This window comes from Sulfurimicrobium lacus (assembly GCF_011764585.1).
In the GTDB taxonomy this organism is placed as follows: domain Bacteria; phylum Pseudomonadota; class Gammaproteobacteria; order Burkholderiales; family Sulfuricellaceae; genus Sulfurimicrobium; species Sulfurimicrobium lacus.
Genome location: NZ_AP022853.1, coordinates 1,620,273 through 1,638,021 on the forward strand (window position 1 = coordinate 1,620,273; position 17,749 = coordinate 1,638,021).

The following is a 17,749-nucleotide window of genomic DNA, read 5'->3' on the forward strand; positions in this document are numbered from 1 at the left end:
ACGACATGGCCCGCAAAAAAAGACCGGAAGAACACGAGAACCACGAGCGTTGGCTGGTTTCCTATGCCGACTTCATCACTCTTTTGTTCGCTTTTTTCGTCGTTATGTATGCCATTTCGTCCATCAACGAAGGGAAATATCGCGTGTTGAGCGACTCATTGGTCGATGCCTTCAAGCAGACTCCTACCAGCCAGGAGCCACTCCGCCTCGCAAAAGAACAGCCCAGCCGACCCCAAGCTGCCCGTCAGATGATCTTGCAGCCGATCGCGGTGCGAAAAGCCGATCAGGCGCAGGAAATCAAGCGCAAGAAACAGGAAGAAAAAATGAAGGGGATCGCTACCGATCTCCTCAAGGTCATGGAACCACTGGTGAAAGAGGGGCAGGTGCGCGTTACCCAGAGCCCGCTTGGCGTGTCGATCGAAATCAACGCCAGCGTGCTTTTTGCCCCCGGTCAGGCACAGTTGGAAAAACCGTCCATCCAGGTTCTGAAAGCGGTGGCGCAGGTGGTGGCAGGCGTGCCCAACGCGGTGCAGATCGAGGGCCATACCGACAATATTCCGATCGGGACGCCCGCCTATCCATCCAACTGGGAGCTATCCACCGCCCGTGCCAGCAGCGTGGTTCGGCTGTTTATTGACAACGGGGTGGACCCGTCGCGGCTGATGGCGATCGGTTATGCCGATCAGCGACCGGTTGAGCCAAACGATACCAACGAAGGCCGTAGTCGAAACCGGCGTGTGACGGTCATGATCGAACCGGATGACAAGGCGCCGGCGACAGTGCTGCAATAAATCCAGATTGTCGTAGGGGCGAATTGATTCGCGCCTGACGGTGTCGCTAGACTTTGCCGCGAGGGCGGCCACTGGAGAGGCCGCTGATCTGGCCATTGGGGCCGTACAGGGTGTTCGTCGGATTCGCCGCAGTCTGAAGGGCGGCCAGAGCCTGCTGATTGTGGCGCAGGTGGGTTTCGATCAGGAGGCCGTTGCGGCGGTTTGCTTGTTCGGCCTCACGCGCCAGATTGAGTAGCAGCTCCCACTGTTCGCGTGTCTCGTCAGTTACACCGATGGCGCTAAGCCATGCGGCTAATCCTGTGGGGGTGTTTTCATAACCGGCGGCGGCCAGCTTGTGGTCACGTTCGACGCTGAAAGCGAAAAGTTTTTCTATGAGTCCTGTTTTTTCGGGCGCAAGCTGCAGTAGACGGTCTATGTCGCCAGCGATCAGGGCAGCCTGTTCCTGTTCCAGAAGTTGGTGAAACTCCCCGAAAGCGCCAAGCTCTTCACTTAGTTTGAGAGCAAATTCGGCAGCGGATTCTTGTTTCAACTCAGCCCTTTTGGCTTGCCAGCAAGTCTTTAACCGAGGTCAGCAGACGATCGGCAATCATTTCCGGGTTGATTTTGAATCGCCCTTCGGAAATAGCCTGTTTGATGGCATCGACTTTTGCGCTGTCAATCGGCGTGCTGGTGTCGATGCCGCTGCCCATGGCCTGCAACTGGCTGGACGAAGTCAATTGCACTTCATCCCGGCTTTCCGTTTTTGCGGCGGACTGCTGTTTGGGGTTGTTGCGCACCACTTTGCTTTGGCCATCCGGCGTGGCAACGAGTTTTCCGACTGAGCTGTCAATTTTCACGATATTTCCTTTGCGCCATTCCTGCAGTTCAGGGGGCTATGATAGGTGTTACAGCGGCATGCAGCGGAAAAACTTTAGCCGGCAGCCGCAATATTTTCTGCTTCGGATTAAGCAATTGTCGTTCCATGCGGGAATCCGCTCAGAATGGCACTTCGACGAACCCTCCCTCCCTGGCTGTTCCCTTGATGACTTGCCCGGATGGCGTGCGTACCGAGACGATCTGCCCGGCGGCGGCGTTGGTCAGCGCCTTGCCTTCGGCATTTACCTGGAAGCCTGCTCCCTTGGCTATGATTTTTACACTCTGCCCCTGCTGGATGACGTGGGGAGCGCGCAACATATCGTTGCGTAGCGGGTAGCCCGCTGCAACACCAAGGGTGACAATCCTGCCCAGAGCTTGACTGGGGTCGGTGATCACACCGGAAGCGAACTGTGTGATGTCATCGCTTTTTATCAAAATGTCCGCCTCGCTCAATTTTTGCCCGGATTGCAGGGGGCGGGCGGCGAACACGATGTCGGCGGTGATCCTGATGTTGACCGGAACGTACACGGTCCATGTCGACGGGGCAGGGCAGCGCACGCCGACGTTGCTGTTGCCCCACATGCGGCTGCCGGTCGGGATGAAGAATTCCATGGCGGGACAGGCCGGCAAGCGCAGGCGCGGGTCCAGGGTCCCCGCGGTAACGGTGACGCTGCCTGGCTGTGCTGCCGTTTGCTGGCGCGCGAATTGGGTGACGCCGCTGAGGATCGCATCCAGGTTTTGCCACTGCCCGTTGGCCATCCCGTGAAAGGGGTAAATCAGCAGCAAGCAGAGGTAGAACAAGCGCGTAAACATAGCCTGATTGTAACCGAAAATGCCGCGGTGCTATACTTCGCCAGCTCCCCCTCCACATGCCATGAGTCTAAATGCCCGCCTTCACCAATCCCACTGATCTCGCCCGCGAAACCCTGAAGCTTTTGTCGGCACGTCGGATTGCGCCTACGCCGGAAAACTACCAGACCATTTATCACGAAATTGCAGGCACCAAGCCTGTCGTGCCTCACTCCAAGGGCGATCAGGCCTTGTTGAAAGCCCTGCAGGAACTGGCTAAGCAGGTCCCCGGCATGGGGCCGCAATTCAAGGCGCTGGCGAATGCTCTCGGTGCGGGCGAACAAAAGGCGATCGAGACCGCGCTGGCCAGCCTGGTGCCTAAGACGGCACTGGGAAGCGAAGCTTCCTGGGGAGAATTGATTCGCGAGCTGATGCGCCAGTGGGACCTGAAGCAGAGCGGGATAACCGTGGCGCGCAAGAAGGACGGGCTGGAGCGGGTTTTGAGCAATTTCTCCCGCGATTCGTCGGTGTTGTTCACCAAGGTCCAGGCTTTGGTTGCCTCCTGGGCGGAAAATCCAACGGCGCAAACAGGCGTACCGGTCGAAGGCGGCGAAGCAGTCGCCGAGTTGCAAGGGAAAACGGCCGTCGCTTCCGGGGGTGGGGTGTCCGCGCTGGAAATTCCAACCAGCGACATCCCCGGCGCCTTGCGCGAAATGCTGGCGCAAACCATCCAGACCGGCGTCGCGCCTCGTCTTTCCCAGTTTCCCGACCTGCGCGATGAAGCAGTGATGCTGGCGCAGCAGGCCCGAGAAGCGCGCGACCAGTCCTCTATCCAGGGGGTTGCGAAGAACCTTAAACAGTTCTGGATCAAGCTCGAGCTGCGCAACGACTCCGACGCCCAGGTGCTGGATGGCCTGGTGCGGTTGCTGCGCTTGCTGGTGGACAATATCAGCGAATTGCTGCTGGACGACAAATGGTTGAACGGACAGATTTCTGTGGTTCAGGACATCATCGCCAAGCCGCTCGACAGCCGTGTTCTGTACGATGCCGAGCGCAGTTTCAAGGAAGTGATCTTCAAGCAGGGGAACCTGAAACATAGCCTGCTGGAAGCCAAGGACACGATCAAGAACATGATGGCGACCTTCATCGACCGCATGTCTGAGATGACCGCCAGCACTGGCGAATATCACGCCAAGATCGAGAGGTACACCGAAGAGATTGGCCGTACCGAGGATATCAACAAGCTCAACCAGATCCTCGGCAATCTGATGAAGGACACCCGAGGCATGCAGCTCGATATGATACGTTCGCATGACGAGCTGGAATTGTCGCATCGCAAGGTCAAGGAGGCGGAGGCGAAAATCCTCCAGCTGGAACAGGAGCTGGACCACGTCAGCGAACTGGTGCACGAGGATCATCTGACCGGCACACTCAACCGGCGCGGCATGGATGACGCCTTCGAGCGCGAGCTGTCGCGCGCCGACAGGCTGAACGTGCCACTGTGCGTGTCGCTGCTGGATATCGACCACTTCAAACGGCTCAACGATACTTATGGCCACGACGCCGGCGATGAGGCGTTGATTCACCTGGTGCGTGTGGTGAAGGAAGCCTTGCGTCCAAGCGATGTCATCGCCCGTTTCGGCGGCGAGGAATTCGTGATCATCCTCCCTGAAGCCGGTATCGACGAGGCCGTCATGGTGATGACGCGCGTGCAGCGCCATCTCACCAAGAATTTCTTCATGCACGACAACCAGCGTCTGCTCATCACCTTCAGTGCCGGGGTGGCGCTCCGCGGGGCGGGCGAAGGTGCCGAGTCGATGATCAGCCGCGCCGACAAGGCGCTCTATCAGGCGAAGGAAGCCGGCCGTAATCGCGTGGTGGCGGCCGCCTGACTGTTTTGCCGCCGGCGGCAAATATTGCCGCCGGCTTTTCTGCTTTTCCCCCTTGGTTGCTGTTTCTGTCCGGTTTTTCCTGAATTTTCCGTTGGCACGATGTGTGCTTTTATAGATGCCATCATCAAGTTTTAGGTTGGCGGCCATGATCGGCAGGATAGACGAAGAAATCGGCTTCATGAGCAAGGCGCTGAATCTGCATGCGCAGCGTCAGCAACTGCTGGCAGGTAATATCGCCAACGCCGACACGCCCAACTACAAAGCGGTTGATATCGATTTTTCCCGTGCGCTGCAAACGGCAATGGGGTCCGGCGATGCGGTTGGTTTGAACAGGACCGCACCCGGGCACCTGCAAGCCAAGGATAGCAACCCCTTCGGTGCGCGTACCTTATACCGCCAGCCGGCTCAGCCCAGCATCGACGGCAATACCGTGGATATGGACGTGGAACGCACCCAGTTCATCGACAACGCCATCCGTTACCAGTTCGCCCTGGACCGCGTCAGCGGTAAATTCAAAGAAATGCAACTTGCGCTGAGTAGCCAATAATCATGTCCCTCTTCAACTTGTTCGATATTTCCGGCTCTGCCATGACGGCGCAATCGCAGCGCCTAAACGTGGTGGCCAGCAACTTGGCGAATGCCGACAGCGCGACCAGTTCCACCGGGCAGCCTTACCGCGCCAAGCAGGTGGTGTTCAGTGCTACGCCGCTGGGCGGAAGCAACGGCGCCGCTGCAGGGGTGCGGGTGGATAGGGTGATCGACGATCCGGCGCCGATGAAGATGATGTACGACCCGAAGAGTCCGCTGGCCGATGCCAAGGGGTATGTAACGATGCCCAACGTCAATGCGGTGGAAGAAATGGTGAACATGATTTCCGCATCGCGCTCATACCAGAGCAACGCGGATGTGATGAATACGGCAAAAACCCTGTTGCTGAAAACGCTACAGCTAGGGCAATAAGGAGGTAGAGAATCATGGCAACAGTTAATTCGGTAACGACGGGAACCAGCACTGCTCCCACGGCGGCCAGCACCGCCAAGGAGACGGAAGACCGTTTTCTCAAGCTGCTGGTCACGCAGATGAAAAACCAGGACCCGTTGAATCCGCTCGACAACGCCCAGGTGACCAGCCAGATGGCGCAGTTGTCCACCGTGACGGGTATCAACAAGTTGAACGACACCGTCAATGCGCTATCGAGCTCGTTCATGGCAGGGCAGACGCTTCAGGCGGCAAGCCTGGTCGGCCGTGGCGTGATGGTTCCCGGCAAGCAGCTGGAACTGAGCGGCGGCGCAGCCTTCGGTGGCGTGGACCTGACGCAGGCGGTGGATAGCCTGACGGTCAACATCAAGGATGCGAGCGGCGCCGTGATTCACAGTGCTGACCTTGGCGCGCAAAAGGCTGCGGGCACCGTGCCATTCCAGTGGGACGGCACCACCGACAGCGGGGCTGTGGCTCCGGACGGCTCATACACCTTCGAGGTGACGGCAATGCAGGCCGGCAAGAAAGTCGATGCTACGGCACTGGCGGTGGGCCAGGTCGCCAGCGTATCCCTCGGGGCGCAGGGCGCCACACTGAACGTGGTCGGGCTGGGTCCGGTGACCTTGTCTCAAGTCAAACAGATTCTGTAAGGAGAAATATCATGAGTTTTCAAACCGGGCTCAGCGGACTGAATGCAGCATCCAAGAATCTGGATGTGATCGGCCATAATGTGGCGAACTCCGGCACCGTCGGTTTCAAAGGCGCTCAGGCGCAGTTTGCCGACGTGTTTGCCGCCTCCCTGTCGGGCGGCGGGGCGAGCCAGGTAGGTATCGGCACCAGGCTGGCGAACGTGGCGCAGCAGTTTACCCAGGGCAATATCACGGCAACGAATAACCCGCTGGATCTGGCGATCAATGGCGCCGGGTTCTTTCAGTTAAGTCAGGCTGGCGCGACGACCTATAGCCGGAACGGACAATTCCAGTTGGATAAAGACAACTTCGTCGTGACCAATGGCGGACAACGCCTGCAGGGATACCAGGTGGACGCGAACAATGTTGTGACCGGCGCTTTGGGGGATATGATGATTTCGACGGCATCCCAGCCGCCCCAGATGACGGGCCAGGGTGGTACCGTGCTTGGGACCGGTGCCCAGATCCAGTTGAATCTTGACTCGCGCGCGACCATCCCCGCAACCATCGCAAGCGGTGGCGTGTTCAGCCCGTCCGACACCGCCAGCTATAACAAATCGACTTCATTCCAGGTTTACGACAGCCTGGGCAACGCTCATACCCTGGCGCTGTATTTCGGCTACACCGGGGTTGCTGCGGGAAATGCGCAATGGACCGTCAATGCGAGAGTAGATGGAGTGCCAACCGTAGCTCCTGTGTTTTCGACATCCCCGGCCGTCCTGTCATTCGGTACATCAGGAAAGCTGGTGTCGCCGACGGCTGGAGCGCCGCTCAATATCACCATTGATCTGGCCGCTACCGGCCTTGCCCAGACCCCCCCTGTCGTCAACAATGCGGCCGCATCTCTCCAGTTTAATCTGGATTTTAGTGGCAGCACGCAGTTCGGGAGTGCGTTCGGGGTCAGTGCGTTAACCCAGGATGGCTATACCGCGGGCGAACTGGCCGGCTTTAGCTTCGGTAAGGATGGCACGCTGCAGGGGCGGTATACCAACGGCCAGGCGAGGACCTTGGGTCAGGTCGCACTGGCTGACTTCGCCAACCCGCAGGGCTTGCAGCAACTGGGCGACAACCAGTGGGCGGAAAGCCCGAATTCAGGTGCGGCCTTGCTTGGTGCGCCCGGGAGCGCCGGCCTGGGTTTGATGCAGTCGTCTGCAACCGAGGATTCCAACGTCGACCTGACTGCGGAACTGGTGAACATGATCGTCGCACAGCGTGCCTATCAGGCCAACGCCCAGACCATCAAGACGCAGGATGCGATTCAGCAGACGTTGATCAATCTACGGTAATTCAGGGATTGGAAGCCAGGGGTAAATAATGGATCGTCTGATCTACATCGCCATGACCGGCGCCAAGCACACGCTGTGGCAACAGGCTTCGACCGCGCACAACCTGGCCAACGTCACCACCACCGGCTACCGCGCGGAGACCAATGCCTTTCGCGCCTTGCCGGTATTCGGCGAGGGCGCGAAGACCCGCGCTTTCGTGGTGGATTCGACCACCGGCGCGGATTTCAGCTCCGGCGTGATCCAGCATACCGGGCGCGACCTCGACATGGCGGTGCAAGGCAAAGGCTGGATCGCAGTGCAGGCGGCGGATGGCTCCGAGGCTTATACCCGCAACGGCAGTTTTCAGATCGACGCGAATGGCGTGCTGCAAACGCGTAACGGCCAGAATGTTCTGGGCGACAGCGGGCCGATTGCGATTCCGCCCGACAATGACATTACCGTCGCCAAGGACGGCACGATTTCTGCGATTCCAACCGGGCAGACGCTGACTTCGGTGACGGCCGTGGGGCGCGTCAAACTGGTCAATCCGCCCGAGGCGGACCTGGTAAAGGGGCAGGACGGCCTGTTCCGTCTCAAGAGCGGCCTGCCGGCCCCGGTAGATGCCAACGTGATGCTGGCGGGCAGTTCGCTGGAAAGCAGCAACGTCAATATGGTGGAGGCGATGGTGAACATGATCACGCTCGCGCGCAGCTTCGAAATGCAGACCAAACTGGTGACAAACGCTCAGAGCAACGATGCCAAAGCCGGCCAGATTTTGAACTTGAACGGTTAATTAAGGGCTAGACATGATTCGCTCACTGTGGATTGCTAAAACGGGTCTGGATGCGCAACAGACCAACATGGACGTGATTTCGAACAACCTCGCCAACGTCAGCACCAACGGTTTCAAGCGCAGCCGCGCGGTGTTCGAGGATCTGCTCTACCAGACCATCCGCCAGCCGGGTGCCCAGTCCTCGCAGCAAACCCAGGTGCCATCTGGCCTGCAGTTGGGCGTGGGCGTTCATCCCGTCGCTACCGAGCGCATACACCTGCAGGGCAACCTGCAGCAGACCGGCAACCCGCTTGATGTGGCCGTCAACGGCAAGGGCTTTTTCCAGATTCTGATGCCGGACGGCAGCACCGGCTACACCCGCGATGGCGCGTTCCAGGTGGACAGCCAGGGGCAGGTGGTGACGTCCAGCGGTTACGCTGTTCAACCCGCGCTGACTATTCCCGCCGATGCCCTGAGCGTGACCATCGGGCGCGACGGTACCGTTTCCGTGGTGCAATCGGGGTCGCCCACGCCAACTCAGGTGGGCAGCCTGCAACTGGCCAACTTCATCAATCCCGCCGGCCTGCAAAGCCTGGGCGAGAACCTGTATGCAGAAACTGCCGCTTCGGGTGCGCCGTCAGCCAATACGCCGGGTACCAACGGGCTGGGGGTGCTGAATCAGTCATTCGTTGAGACCTCCAACGTGAACGTGGTGGAGGAAATGGTGAACATGATCCAGACGCAGCGCGCCTACGAGATCAACTCCAAGGCGATCACGGTTTCCGATCAGATGTTGCAGCGCTTGACGCAGATGAGCTGAACCATGGTTAACGCATTTATTAAATATGCCGCGCTACTGGCCTTGCTGGCAGGCTGCACCACCGTGCCGCCGGTCAACGTGCACCAACCGATGACCGCGCGCCCGGTCCCCGCGGCGGAAGCGCCCGGCGGCAACGGGGCGATATATCAGGCCGGCTATACCAACCGGCCTTTGTTCGAGGACCGTCGTGCGCGCAACGTCGGCGATACCCTGATCATTGCCATCAACGAAAAGATTTCAGCGAGCAAGAAATCCAGCTCCACGGCCAGTCGCAAGGGTAGCGACTCGCTCTCCGTGCCCATTCTGGGCGCTTTGTCGGGTGCCAATATCCTGAAGACGCCATTGTCCGGTAGTTCCGAAAACACCTTCGAGGGCAAGGGCGACAGCGCCAGCAACAATGCCTTTACCGGCACCATCGCCGTGACCGTGATCGAGGTGCTGCCCAACGGTAACCTGCTGGTGAGCGGGGAGAAGCAGATCGGGATCAATCAGGGGGGCGAATTCGTGCGCTTCTCCGGCGTGGTCAACCCAAATACGATTTCCACGGCCAACACCGTTTCATCCACCCAGGTGGCTGACGCGCGCATGGAATACAAAGGCACGGGCTATATCGACGAGGCTCAGACCATGGGCTGGCTGGCGCGGTTCTTCATGTCCGTTGCGCCATTCTAAAGAGGCTGAAAATGAATCGTACGGTTCGCATCATCACTGCAGCGCTTCTGGCAGCCCTGATTTCCAGCGTGGCCCAAGCCGAGCGCATCAAGGATCTGGCCTCGATACAGGGGGTGCGCACCAACCAGCTGGTCGGTTACGGCCTGGTGGTCGGCCTCGACGGCAGCGGCGACCAGACTACCCAGACGCCGTTCACGGTGCAAAGCATTGCCAACATGCTGGGCCAGATGGGCGTCAATTTGCCGGCCGGGACCAGCCTGCAGCTGAAAAACGTCGCCGCGGTAATGGTGACGGCCAGTCTTCCCGCTTTTGCCCGGCCCGGCCAGAATATCGATGTGACCGTATCCTCGCTGGGTAACGCCAAAAGCCTGCGCGGCGGGACCTTGGTCATGACGCCGCTGAAAGGGGCGGATGGCCTGGTTTACGCGATTTCCCAAGGCAATTTGCTGGTGAGCGGCGCCGGCGCTTCCGCTGGTGGCAGCAGCGCGCAGGTCAACCACCTGGCGGTCGGCCGCATTCCGGCGGGAGCAACCGTGGAGCGTGCGGTGAGCACGCCGCTGGGGCAGGGCGATTACGTCAGCCTGGACCTCAATCAGTCCGATTTCACTACGGCGGACCGCGTTGTGCAGGCGATCAACCGCCGCTTCGGCGAAGGCACGGCAAGCGCCGGCGATGGCGGACAAGTGCGGGTGCGTGCGCCGCGCGATGCGAATCAAAGGGTCGCCTTCATCTCCCAGATGGAGAACCTTCCCATACAGGCCGGAAGCGGCGCCGCCAAAGTGATCGTCAATGCCCGCACCGGATCGGTGGTGATGAACCAGAACGTGGAAGTGGATAGCTGTGCGGTCGCCCACGGCAATCTGTCGGTTACTGTCAGCAGCGATACCCAGGTCAGCCAGCCCGGCGCTTTTTCGCAAGGGGAAACCACGACGACCCAGAATGCGCAGATCGATATCAAGGCGCAAAAGGGCGAACTGGTCACGTTGCCAGGCAGCCCGTCGCTGGGTGAAGTCGTGAAAGCACTGAACGCCGTGGGCGCCTCGCCTCAGGACTTGCTGGCGATTTTACAGGCCATGAAGGCGGCTGGTGCGTTGCGGGCTGAGCTGGAGATTATTTAACCCAACGCTATACAGTGTCGTTCCTGCTAACGTCCTTTCCTTACAGGAGGGCGTTAGCAGCGTTGTACCATTCCCCCCTCCCAAGCGCTCCCATGAGGGCGCGAGCAGATTGGCATGAAAGCTGCTTAGTAATCGTTCATGATCACCTCTGTTTCCGATATTTCTTCAAAATTGGCGCTCGACGCGCAAAGTGTCGGCCAGTTGCGTCTGCAGGCGAAAAACGACCCGGTCGCAGGCGCGCGTGCCGCGGCGCAGCAGTTCGAGGCGCTGTTCCTGAACATGATGCTGAAGAGCATGCGCGAGGCCACGCCCAAGGAAGGTCTGTTCGACAACTCCAACACCGAGCTTTATACCGGCATGCTGGACTCGCAGCTGGCGCAGAGCATGAGCAAAGGCAAGGGAATCGGTCTGGCTGACATGATGTTGCGCCAGATGAGGTTGCAGGGGGTGATCCCGCCTGATCCCGCAACACCGGGTGACAAAAAAGTGTTCAGCGGAAAGATGGACCGGCAATTCTTGCCGGCTGCCACGACGAATCCAATCTTGTTGAGCAAGCCGCCGGCAGGGTACGACTTGCCCGCAGCTTTGCCGGGGACAAGCACTAGCCCTGCGACGGGGTTTTCCGGCGCGGCAGATTTTGTCAATGCGCTGTGGCCGCAAGCGGCGGATGCGGCCCAGCAGTTAGGGGTGCCGGCACATTTCCTGCTGGGTCACGCAGCATTGGAAAGCGGCTGGGGCAAGCACGAAATTCGCGATGCGCAAGGAAATAACAGCCACAACCTGTTCGGCATCAAGGCCGGAAAAGGCTGGAATGGCGCAGTGATGGAGGCCCAGACGACCGAGTACGTCAATGGCGTGGCGCAGAAGAAGACAGAACTTTTTCGCGCCTACGACTCCTACGCCGACGGACTCAAGGATTACGCCGGCCTGCTGAAAAACAATCCGCGCTACGCGTCCATGTTCACGCAGCCCCTCGATGCATCGGGGTTCGCGCGCGGTCTGCAACAGGGGGGATATGCCACCGACCCGATGTACGCCGACAAGCTGGCGCGGGTGATCAATAGCGGCACTTTGCGTCAGGCGCTCTCTTAAAGTATTGCGTTTTCATGCCGCTAACTAAGTTGAGGTATTCAAAATGAGCGGAATTTTCGGAATCGGGATTACGGGCCTGCGGGCAGCGCAGATCGGGCTGACGACGGCGGGCCATAACATCACCAATGCAGCCACCCCGGGCTACCATCGCCAGGAGATCGTGCAGAGCGCGAACACGCCGCTCCTTAGTGGATCCGGGTTCATCGGGCAGGGCACCAATGTCGACACGGTCAAGCGCGTCTACAGCCAATTTCTTGACCGGCAAGTACAGACGGCGGAAACCCAGAGCAGCTATCTGGAAACCTATTCCGCCCAGATCAACCAGATCGACAATATGCTGGCCGACCCCAACGCCGGCCTGTCGCCTTCGCTGCAACAGTTTTTCCAGGGCGTGCATGATGTCGCCGGCAACCCGGCCTCGGTACCGTCACGGCAGAGCATGATCAGCTCCGCCGAGGCCCTGGTGACGCGCTTCCAGACGCTGAATCAGCGCTTTGTGGAATTGCGTGACGGCGTCAATTCACAGATATCCGCCAGTACCGGCATTGTCAATTCCTACGCGCAGCAAATTGCGGAACTCAATCAGCGTGTCATCATCGCCGAAGCCGGCAGCAATGGACAGCCGCCCAACGATATTCTCGACCAGCGGGACAAGCTGATCGCCGATCTCAACAAGGAAGTCAACGTCACCGTGGTGAAGCAGAGCGACGGTGCCTATAACATTTTCATCGGGCAGGGGCAAGCCCTGGTGGTCGGCCAGCAGGCCTTTAGCCTGACGGCACGTCCCTCGCAGGAAGATCCGGAGCGCATGGACGTGGCCTATGTTTCCAACGGCAACACCACGGTTCTGCCTCAAGACAGCCTGGATGGGGGAAATCTGGGCGGATTGCTGGCGTTCCGCGCCGAAACGCTCGACAAGGCGCAGAATGAACTGGGCCGGGTGGCGATCGGGCTTGCGCAGACCTTCAATGACCAGCACCGCCTGGGGCAGGACTTGAACGGTAATCTGGGGGCGAATTTTTTCAACGTGGCTGCGCCCAAGGTAATCCCGAATACCGTCAATACAGCGGGAGCGAGTGCCGCTGTGACGATCAGCGATGTGAGCGGGCTGACGGCCAGCGATTACCGCTTGCGTTACGATGGGGCGACAACGAGCTGGAGCCTGTTCGACGTGACGAAAAATCAGACCGTTGCGATGACTGGGCTTGGTACGCTCGCCAGTCCTTTTGTGGCTGACGGTTTAAGTATCGTGGTTTCGGCGCCTACCGTTCCGGCGAATAATGCCAGTTTTCTGATCGAGCCGACCCGCAACGGGGCGAGGGATATTGGCGTAGCGATCAGCGATACCGCAAAGATCGCTGCTGCTGCGCCGATCATCGCTCAGGTAGACAACGGCAGCCATGCCGGAACGGGCAATATCGGGACGGGAAAAATCAGCGCCGGTGTCGTCAATCCGCCCCCGCCAACTAATGCCGCTTTACAGAACAACGTTACGATTGCGTTTATCGATGCGACCCATTTCAGTGTGACTGACAACACGACTGCGACCGTGCTTGCAGCCAGTGTCGTTTATGACCCCACCGCTGTGGCAACGGTTTCCTACAACGGCTGGACAGTGGAGTTGAGCGGGGCGCCGGCAGCAGGAGATTCCTTCACTGTCGGTCCCAACACCGGGGGTGTTTCGGACAATCGAAACGCGCTGCTATTGGCAGGTTTGCAGACGAAAAATACGCTGGCTGGCGGCACGGCTTCCTACCAAAGCGCCTACAGCCAGCTCGTCAGTTCTATCGGGGTCAAGTCACGCGACATCAACGTCACCGCACAAGCACAGGCAAGTCTGGTGGAACAATCCCAGCAGGCGCAACAGTCCATGTCGGGCGTCAATCTCGACGAGGAAGCTGCCAACCTGCTGCGCTATCAGCAGGCATACCAGGCATCCGGCAAGATGATGCAGATTGCCAGCACCCTGTTCGATACATTGCTAAGCTTAGGCCAGTAAGGAGAAGCGCCATGCGTATAAGCACAAGTACCCTCTATGATCTGGGAGTTTCCAGCATTCAGAAGCAGAGTTCGGCTCTGGTCAAGCAGCAGCAGATGGTTTCGACCGGTCGGCGCATCCTTACGCCGGCGGATGACCCCGTGGGGGCGGCCAGGGTGCTGGAGGTTTCCCAGTCCAAGGCCCTGAACCAGCAATACGACGTGAATGCGGGGTCGGCGACCAGCAGCCTGGGCCTGGAAGAAACGGCACTGGCGAGCGTCGGTAGCCTGATTCAGGATGTAAGGACAATTGCCATCAATGCCGGCAATCCCACGCTGGATCACAATAACCTTGCCAGCCTCGCGACCGACCTGCGGGGGCGTTACCAGGAATTGCTGGGGATCGCCAACAGCACGGATGGCAACGGTCAATACATGTTTTCCGGCTACAAGGGTTCGACCCAGCCGTTTTCCGAAACGTCTCCCGGGAATGTGGCATATAACGGCGACCAGGGGCAGCGCCTGATCCAGATCAGCGCATCGCGCCAGATCGCGGTGAGCGATGCCGGTTCGGATGTGTTTCAGCAGATCAAGAACGGTAATGGGACGTTTGTGACCGCTGCTGGTGCGGGTAATACAGGTACCGGCCTGGTCAGTCCCGGCAGCGTGCTGGATCCGGCCAAGTGGGCTGCGGTGACGGACAAGAATCTATCCATCAAATTTGCCGTTGACAGCACGGTGACTCCGCCCGTTACGACCTATGACATAGTCGATAGCACCAACACGTCCATTCTGGGGGGGGCAGGTACGCCTCCCTATCCAAGAACCTATACGAGTGGCAGCACCATCAGCTTGAAGAGCCAGGGGGCTGAACCCCCGTTCGATTATGGCGTCGAGTTGAGCATAGAGAACGCGCCGGCCGATGGCGATACTTTCAGCGTCAAGGCCAGCACCAACGAAAGCATCTTTACCACGCTCAACAACCTGATCACTTCTTTGGAAACGGGGTCAGGAACCGGCTTGGCGAACGACCTGAACACCGCACTTTCCAATCTCGACAATGACCTGAACAGGGTGCTGACGGTGCGCGCCTCGGTCGGGTCGCGGATGAAGGAGATTGAATCGGTCAAAAGCACCGGGGGCGATCTTGCGTTGCAATACGATCAGACGCTTTCCGATCTGCAGGATCTGGATTATGCCAAGGCGATCAGCGATCTGACCCGCAATCAGCTCGGACTGCAGGCCGCCCAGCAGTCCTTCGTGAAAATACAGGGCCTGTCGCTGTTCAATTACATTAACTGACCGCTATCAGCGGGCGGTTTGCTGATTGCTGATAGCTGATTCTTTAAACCTCGTCTGGGTTGCCCAGCGCGGTGATGTTGAAGCCGCCGTCCACGTAAGTGATCTCGCCGGTCATGCCGCTGGCGAGGTCGCTGCACATGAAGGCGGCGACATTGCCGACTTCCTCGATGGTCACGTTGCGGCGCAAGGGAGAGTGTTTCTCGTTGTAGCCCAGCAGCTTGCCGAAATCTGAAATGCCGCTGGCGGCCAGGGTCTTGATCGGACCGGCGGAAATGGCGTTGACGCGGATGCCTTTTGGACCCAGGCTGGTGGCCATGTAACGCACGTTGGACTCAAGGCTGGCCTTGGCCAATCCCATCACGTTGTAGTGCGGTACATAGCGTTCGGCGCCGAGATAAGAGAGGGTCAGCAGGGCGGCGTTGCGGCCCAGCATCATGGGCAGGCCTGCCTTGGCCAGGGCGACGAAGCTGTAGGAGCTGATGTCGTGGGCGATCTGGAAATATTCGCGCGTAACCGCGTCCACGTAATCGCCGGCCAGCGCCTGCTTGGGCACGAAGGCGATGGAGTGCACGATGCCGTCCAGGCCGTCCCAGTGTTTGCCCAGTTCGCTGAACAGGTTGTCGATTTCCTCGTCGCTGCCTACGTCGCAGGGCAGCACCAGATCGCTGCCGAATTCCTTGGCCAGCTCGGTGACGCGTTCCTTGATCTTGTCGCCCTGATAGGAAAATGCCAGCTCCGCGCCTTCGCGTTTCATCGCCAGCGCAATGCCGTAGGCAATGGAACGGTTGCTGATAAGGCCGGTGATCAGAATTTTCTTGTTGGTCAGAAATCCCATGCTTGATACCCCATAATGGTTTCTCGAAATGGCGGCAATTATAACCCACTTTTCCGGCATGGGCCGCAGCTTGGCCGCTTGCCTGTGTTTACGCTACACTTCGGCGATGACAGCGTTATTTCAAATCCTGGTGGGCCTTGTGTGGCTGATGACGGCGCAGTTTGCTGCCGCGGTTCCAGCCATCGCCCTCGGTTACGCGCCTAAATACCCTACTGGCTTCAGTCACTTCGATTATGCCGATGCATTCGCGCCCAAACGCGGCAGCCTCACCTTGTCCGCGGTGGGAAATTTCGACAGCCTCAATCCCTTCCTGCTAAAAGGCATCGCCGCCGTGGGGATTACCGACCTGGTGTTCGAAACCTTGATGGAACAGAGCCTGGACGAGCCGTTCAGCCAGTACGGCCTGCTGGCGCGGGACGTGGCGCTGGCTAGGGACCGGCTTTCCGTCACTTACCAGCTCGACCCCAGGGCCAGATTCTCGGACGGTTCGCCGGTGCTGGCCGAGGACGTGAAATTTTCCTTCGATACCCTCAAAAGCCAGCTGGCCCATCCCCAATACCGCTTCTACTGGGCCGATATCAAGCGTGCGGTAGTGGTGGACGAACGCACCGTGCGCTTCGAGTTCGCCCGGGTCAATCCCGAGCTGCACCTCCTGACCGGCCAGATTCCCATTTTTTCCCATCGCTGGGGCGGGGGTAAGCCTTTCGACAAGATCGTCACCGATTCTCCGCTGGGTAGCGGCCCTTACCGGGTGGACGAGGTCCAGCTCGGCAAGAAGATCAGCTTCGGGCGCAACCCCGACTACTGGGCCAAGGACCTCAATACCCGGCGCGGCATGTTCAACTACGACCGGGTGGCGTTCATTTATTACAAGGATTCTACCGTTCAGCTGGAGGCCTTCAAGGCCGGTGAATTCGATTTCGTGGCGGTCTCCAATTCCAAGCAATGGGCGCGTGACTACCGCGGGCCGAAGTTCAGCCAGGGTCTGATCCGGAAGGCGGAGCTGAAACACAGCAACAACGCGGGCATGCAGGGCTTCGTGTTCAATATCCGGCGCGATATTTTCAAGGACAAGCGCGTCAGGCAGGCCATCGGACTGGCGCTCGATTTCGAATGGTCGAACAAGAACCTGTTCTACGGCCAGTACCAGCGCTGCAACAGCTACTTCAGCAACAGCGAACTGGCGTCGTCGGGCGTGCCCCAGGGCGACGAGTTGAAACTGCTTGAGCCCTATCGCGACCGCTTGCCGCCCGAGGTGTTCACGCGGCCGTGGCAGCCGCCCACCACCAACCCGCCCGGCTCATTGCGCGCCAACCTGCGCCAGGCCAAATCCCTGCTGGCGCAAGCCGGCTGGACCTACCGCGACGGTGCGCTGCGCAACGCCAAGGGCGAACCGCTGGAATTCGAGATCCTGCTGGCGGAAAAAGGCTTCGAGCGCATCGTCGGCCCTTTCGCGCGCAACCTCGCCCGGCTCGGCATCCTGGCCAGTTACCGCACCGTGGACATCGCGCTTTACCAGCGCCGTTCCGATACCTTCGATTTCGACATGATGGTACAAGCCTTCCCCGAGTCCCAGTCTCCCGGCAACGAGCAGATGAACCTGTGGCATTCCAGCGCGGCCGACAAGGAAGGTTCCAACAACGTCATCGGCATCAAGGACCCGGTGGTGGACGCCATGGTGGAGAAGCTGGTCTACGCGCCCGACCGCAAGGCGCTGGTGACCGCCACCCATGCCCTGGACCGCGTGCTGCTCAACGGCGATTACCTGGTGCCGAACTGGTTCACCCCGACGCACCGGATAGCATACTGGGACAAGTTCGGTTTCCCGAAGCAACTGCCGCTGTACTATTCGGCGACGGAATGGATGCTGCGCTTCAGCTGGGCCAAACGATGAGGGCGCCT

Annotated in this window: 18 protein-coding genes; 14 read left to right on the plus strand and 4 right to left on the minus strand. The window is 59.4% G+C overall.

Features of this window, described 5'->3' with window-relative positions; translation table 11 throughout:
* The first annotated feature begins 5 nt into the window (after window positions 1-5).
* Window positions 6-791 (plus strand): flagellar motor protein MotD, encoded by a 786-nt coding sequence (motD, locus tag SKTS_RS08055; protein WP_173062956.1) that lies wholly within the window; start codon window positions 6-8, stop codon window positions 789-791.
* A gap of 46 nt (window positions 792-837) precedes the next feature.
* Here motD and SKTS_RS08060 read toward each other — a convergent pair whose 3' ends face one another.
* From SKTS_RS08060 to flgA, 3 genes are all read right to left on the minus strand, one after another.
* Entirely contained in the window at window positions 838-1,320 is a 483-nt protein-coding gene (locus tag SKTS_RS08060; RefSeq protein ID WP_173062959.1) for a flagella synthesis protein FlgN, read from the minus strand.
* A 1-nt stretch (window position 1,321) separates the two neighbouring features.
* Window positions 1,322-1,627 (minus strand): flagellar biosynthesis anti-sigma factor FlgM, encoded by a 306-nt coding sequence (gene flgM, locus SKTS_RS08065; protein WP_173062962.1) that lies wholly within the window; start codon window positions 1,625-1,627, stop codon window positions 1,322-1,324.
* 139 nt (window positions 1,628-1,766) lie between these two features.
* Complete coding sequence (flgA, locus tag SKTS_RS08070) at window positions 1,767-2,459, minus strand: flagellar basal body P-ring formation chaperone FlgA (protein WP_173062965.1); 693 nt, start codon at window positions 2,457-2,459, stop codon at window positions 1,767-1,769.
* Between the two features lie 71 nt (window positions 2,460-2,530).
* Here flgA and SKTS_RS08075 point away from each other — a divergent pair, with 71 nt between their 5' ends.
* The 12 genes from SKTS_RS08075 (at window position 2,531) to flgL (ending at window position 15,012) form a co-directional block, all read left to right on the plus strand.
* Window positions 2,531-4,327, plus strand: a complete 1,797-nt coding sequence (locus SKTS_RS08075) for a GGDEF domain-containing protein (protein WP_173062969.1) — start codon at window positions 2,531-2,533, stop codon at window positions 4,325-4,327.
* 145 nt (window positions 4,328-4,472) lie between these two features.
* A complete protein-coding gene (gene flgB / locus SKTS_RS08080; RefSeq protein ID WP_173062972.1) occupies window positions 4,473-4,874 on the plus strand; it encodes a flagellar basal body rod protein FlgB in 402 nt (133 codons plus the stop codon).
* Between the two features lie 2 nt (window positions 4,875-4,876).
* Window positions 4,877-5,287 carry a flagellar basal body rod protein FlgC gene (gene flgC, locus SKTS_RS08085; RefSeq protein ID WP_173062975.1) on the plus strand — a complete coding sequence of 137 codons (411 nt, stop codon included), beginning with the start codon at window positions 4,877-4,879 and terminating at the stop codon, window positions 5,285-5,287.
* Window positions 5,288-5,301: 14 nt separating this feature from the next.
* On the plus strand, window positions 5,302-5,955 hold the full coding sequence (flgD, locus tag SKTS_RS08090; RefSeq protein ID WP_173062978.1) for a flagellar hook assembly protein FlgD: 654 nt from the start codon (window positions 5,302-5,304) through the stop codon (window positions 5,953-5,955).
* 11 nt (window positions 5,956-5,966) lie between these two features.
* Complete coding sequence (flgE, locus tag SKTS_RS08095) at window positions 5,967-7,280, plus strand: flagellar hook protein FlgE (protein WP_173062981.1); 1,314 nt, start codon at window positions 5,967-5,969, stop codon at window positions 7,278-7,280.
* A gap of 28 nt (window positions 7,281-7,308) precedes the next feature.
* On the plus strand, window positions 7,309-8,052 hold the full coding sequence (gene flgF / locus SKTS_RS08100) for a flagellar basal-body rod protein FlgF (RefSeq protein WP_173062984.1): 744 nt from the start codon (window positions 7,309-7,311) through the stop codon (window positions 8,050-8,052).
* A gap of 13 nt (window positions 8,053-8,065) precedes the next feature.
* Entirely contained in the window at window positions 8,066-8,851 is a 786-nt protein-coding gene (flgG, locus tag SKTS_RS08105; RefSeq protein WP_173062987.1) for a flagellar basal-body rod protein FlgG, read from the plus strand.
* Window positions 8,852-8,854: 3 nt separating this feature from the next.
* On the plus strand, window positions 8,855-9,523 hold the full coding sequence (locus SKTS_RS08110; protein WP_173062990.1) for a flagellar basal body L-ring protein FlgH: 669 nt from the start codon (window positions 8,855-8,857) through the stop codon (window positions 9,521-9,523).
* An 11-nt stretch (window positions 9,524-9,534) separates the two neighbouring features.
* A complete protein-coding gene (locus SKTS_RS08115; RefSeq protein ID WP_173062993.1) occupies window positions 9,535-10,641 on the plus strand; it encodes a flagellar basal body P-ring protein FlgI in 1,107 nt (368 codons plus the stop codon).
* Between the two features lie 138 nt (window positions 10,642-10,779).
* Window positions 10,780-11,733: a flagellar assembly peptidoglycan hydrolase FlgJ gene (flgJ, locus tag SKTS_RS08120; RefSeq protein ID WP_173062996.1), complete on the plus strand. Its 954-nt coding sequence runs from the start codon at window positions 10,780-10,782 to the stop codon at window positions 11,731-11,733.
* Between the two features lie 43 nt (window positions 11,734-11,776).
* Complete coding sequence (gene flgK, locus SKTS_RS08125; RefSeq protein ID WP_173062999.1) at window positions 11,777-13,732, plus strand: flagellar hook-associated protein FlgK; 1,956 nt, start codon at window positions 11,777-11,779, stop codon at window positions 13,730-13,732.
* Window positions 13,733-13,743: 11 nt separating this feature from the next.
* Window positions 13,744-15,012: a flagellar hook-associated protein FlgL gene (gene flgL, locus SKTS_RS08130; RefSeq protein WP_173063002.1), complete on the plus strand. Its 1,269-nt coding sequence runs from the start codon at window positions 13,744-13,746 to the stop codon at window positions 15,010-15,012.
* A gap of 43 nt (window positions 15,013-15,055) precedes the next feature.
* Here the strand turns inward: flgL and fabI are convergent, their stop codons facing one another.
* Window positions 15,056-15,847: an enoyl-ACP reductase FabI gene (gene fabI / locus SKTS_RS08135; RefSeq protein WP_173063005.1), complete on the minus strand. Its 792-nt coding sequence runs from the start codon at window positions 15,845-15,847 to the stop codon at window positions 15,056-15,058.
* Between the two features lie 28 nt (window positions 15,848-15,875).
* On the opposite strand from fabI, the gene SKTS_RS08140 reads away from it, so the two are divergent.
* Window positions 15,876-17,741: an extracellular solute-binding protein gene (locus SKTS_RS08140; RefSeq protein WP_198420451.1), complete on the plus strand. Its 1,866-nt coding sequence runs from the start codon at window positions 15,876-15,878 to the stop codon at window positions 17,739-17,741.
* Window positions 17,742-17,749: the final 8 nt, after the last annotated feature.

Coding starts and splice junctions, on each gene's coding strand:
- fabI (WP_173063005.1), bottom strand. CDS start 15,847: ATGGGATTTCTGACCAACAAGAAAATTCTGATCACCGGCCTTATCAGC.
- flgL (WP_173063002.1), top strand. CDS start 13,744: ATGCGTATAAGCACAAGTACCCTCTATGATCTGGGAGTTTCCAGCATT.
- flgD (WP_173062978.1), top strand. CDS start 5,302: ATGGCAACAGTTAATTCGGTAACGACGGGAACCAGCACTGCTCCCACG.
- flgG (WP_173062987.1), top strand. CDS start 8,066: ATGATTCGCTCACTGTGGATTGCTAAAACGGGTCTGGATGCGCAACAG.
- flgB (WP_173062972.1), top strand. CDS start 4,473: ATGATCGGCAGGATAGACGAAGAAATCGGCTTCATGAGCAAGGCGCTG.
- SKTS_RS08140 (WP_198420451.1), top strand. CDS start 15,876: ATGGCGGCAATTATAACCCACTTTTCCGGCATGGGCCGCAGCTTGGCC.
- SKTS_RS08115 (WP_173062993.1), top strand. CDS start 9,535: ATGAATCGTACGGTTCGCATCATCACTGCAGCGCTTCTGGCAGCCCTG.
- flgE (WP_173062981.1), top strand. CDS start 5,967: ATGAGTTTTCAAACCGGGCTCAGCGGACTGAATGCAGCATCCAAGAAT.
- flgJ (WP_173062996.1), top strand. CDS start 10,780: ATGATCACCTCTGTTTCCGATATTTCTTCAAAATTGGCGCTCGACGCG.
- flgC (WP_173062975.1), top strand. CDS start 4,877: ATGTCCCTCTTCAACTTGTTCGATATTTCCGGCTCTGCCATGACGGCG.
- motD (WP_173062956.1), top strand. CDS start 6: ATGGCCCGCAAAAAAAGACCGGAAGAACACGAGAACCACGAGCGTTGG.
- SKTS_RS08075 (WP_173062969.1), top strand. CDS start 2,531: ATGCCCGCCTTCACCAATCCCACTGATCTCGCCCGCGAAACCCTGAAG.
- flgK (WP_173062999.1), top strand. CDS start 11,777: ATGAGCGGAATTTTCGGAATCGGGATTACGGGCCTGCGGGCAGCGCAG.
- flgF (WP_173062984.1), top strand. CDS start 7,309: ATGGATCGTCTGATCTACATCGCCATGACCGGCGCCAAGCACACGCTG.
- flgA (WP_173062965.1), bottom strand. CDS start 2,459: ATGTTTACGCGCTTGTTCTACCTCTGCTTGCTGCTGATTTACCCCTTT.
- SKTS_RS08110 (WP_173062990.1), top strand. CDS start 8,855: ATGGTTAACGCATTTATTAAATATGCCGCGCTACTGGCCTTGCTGGCA.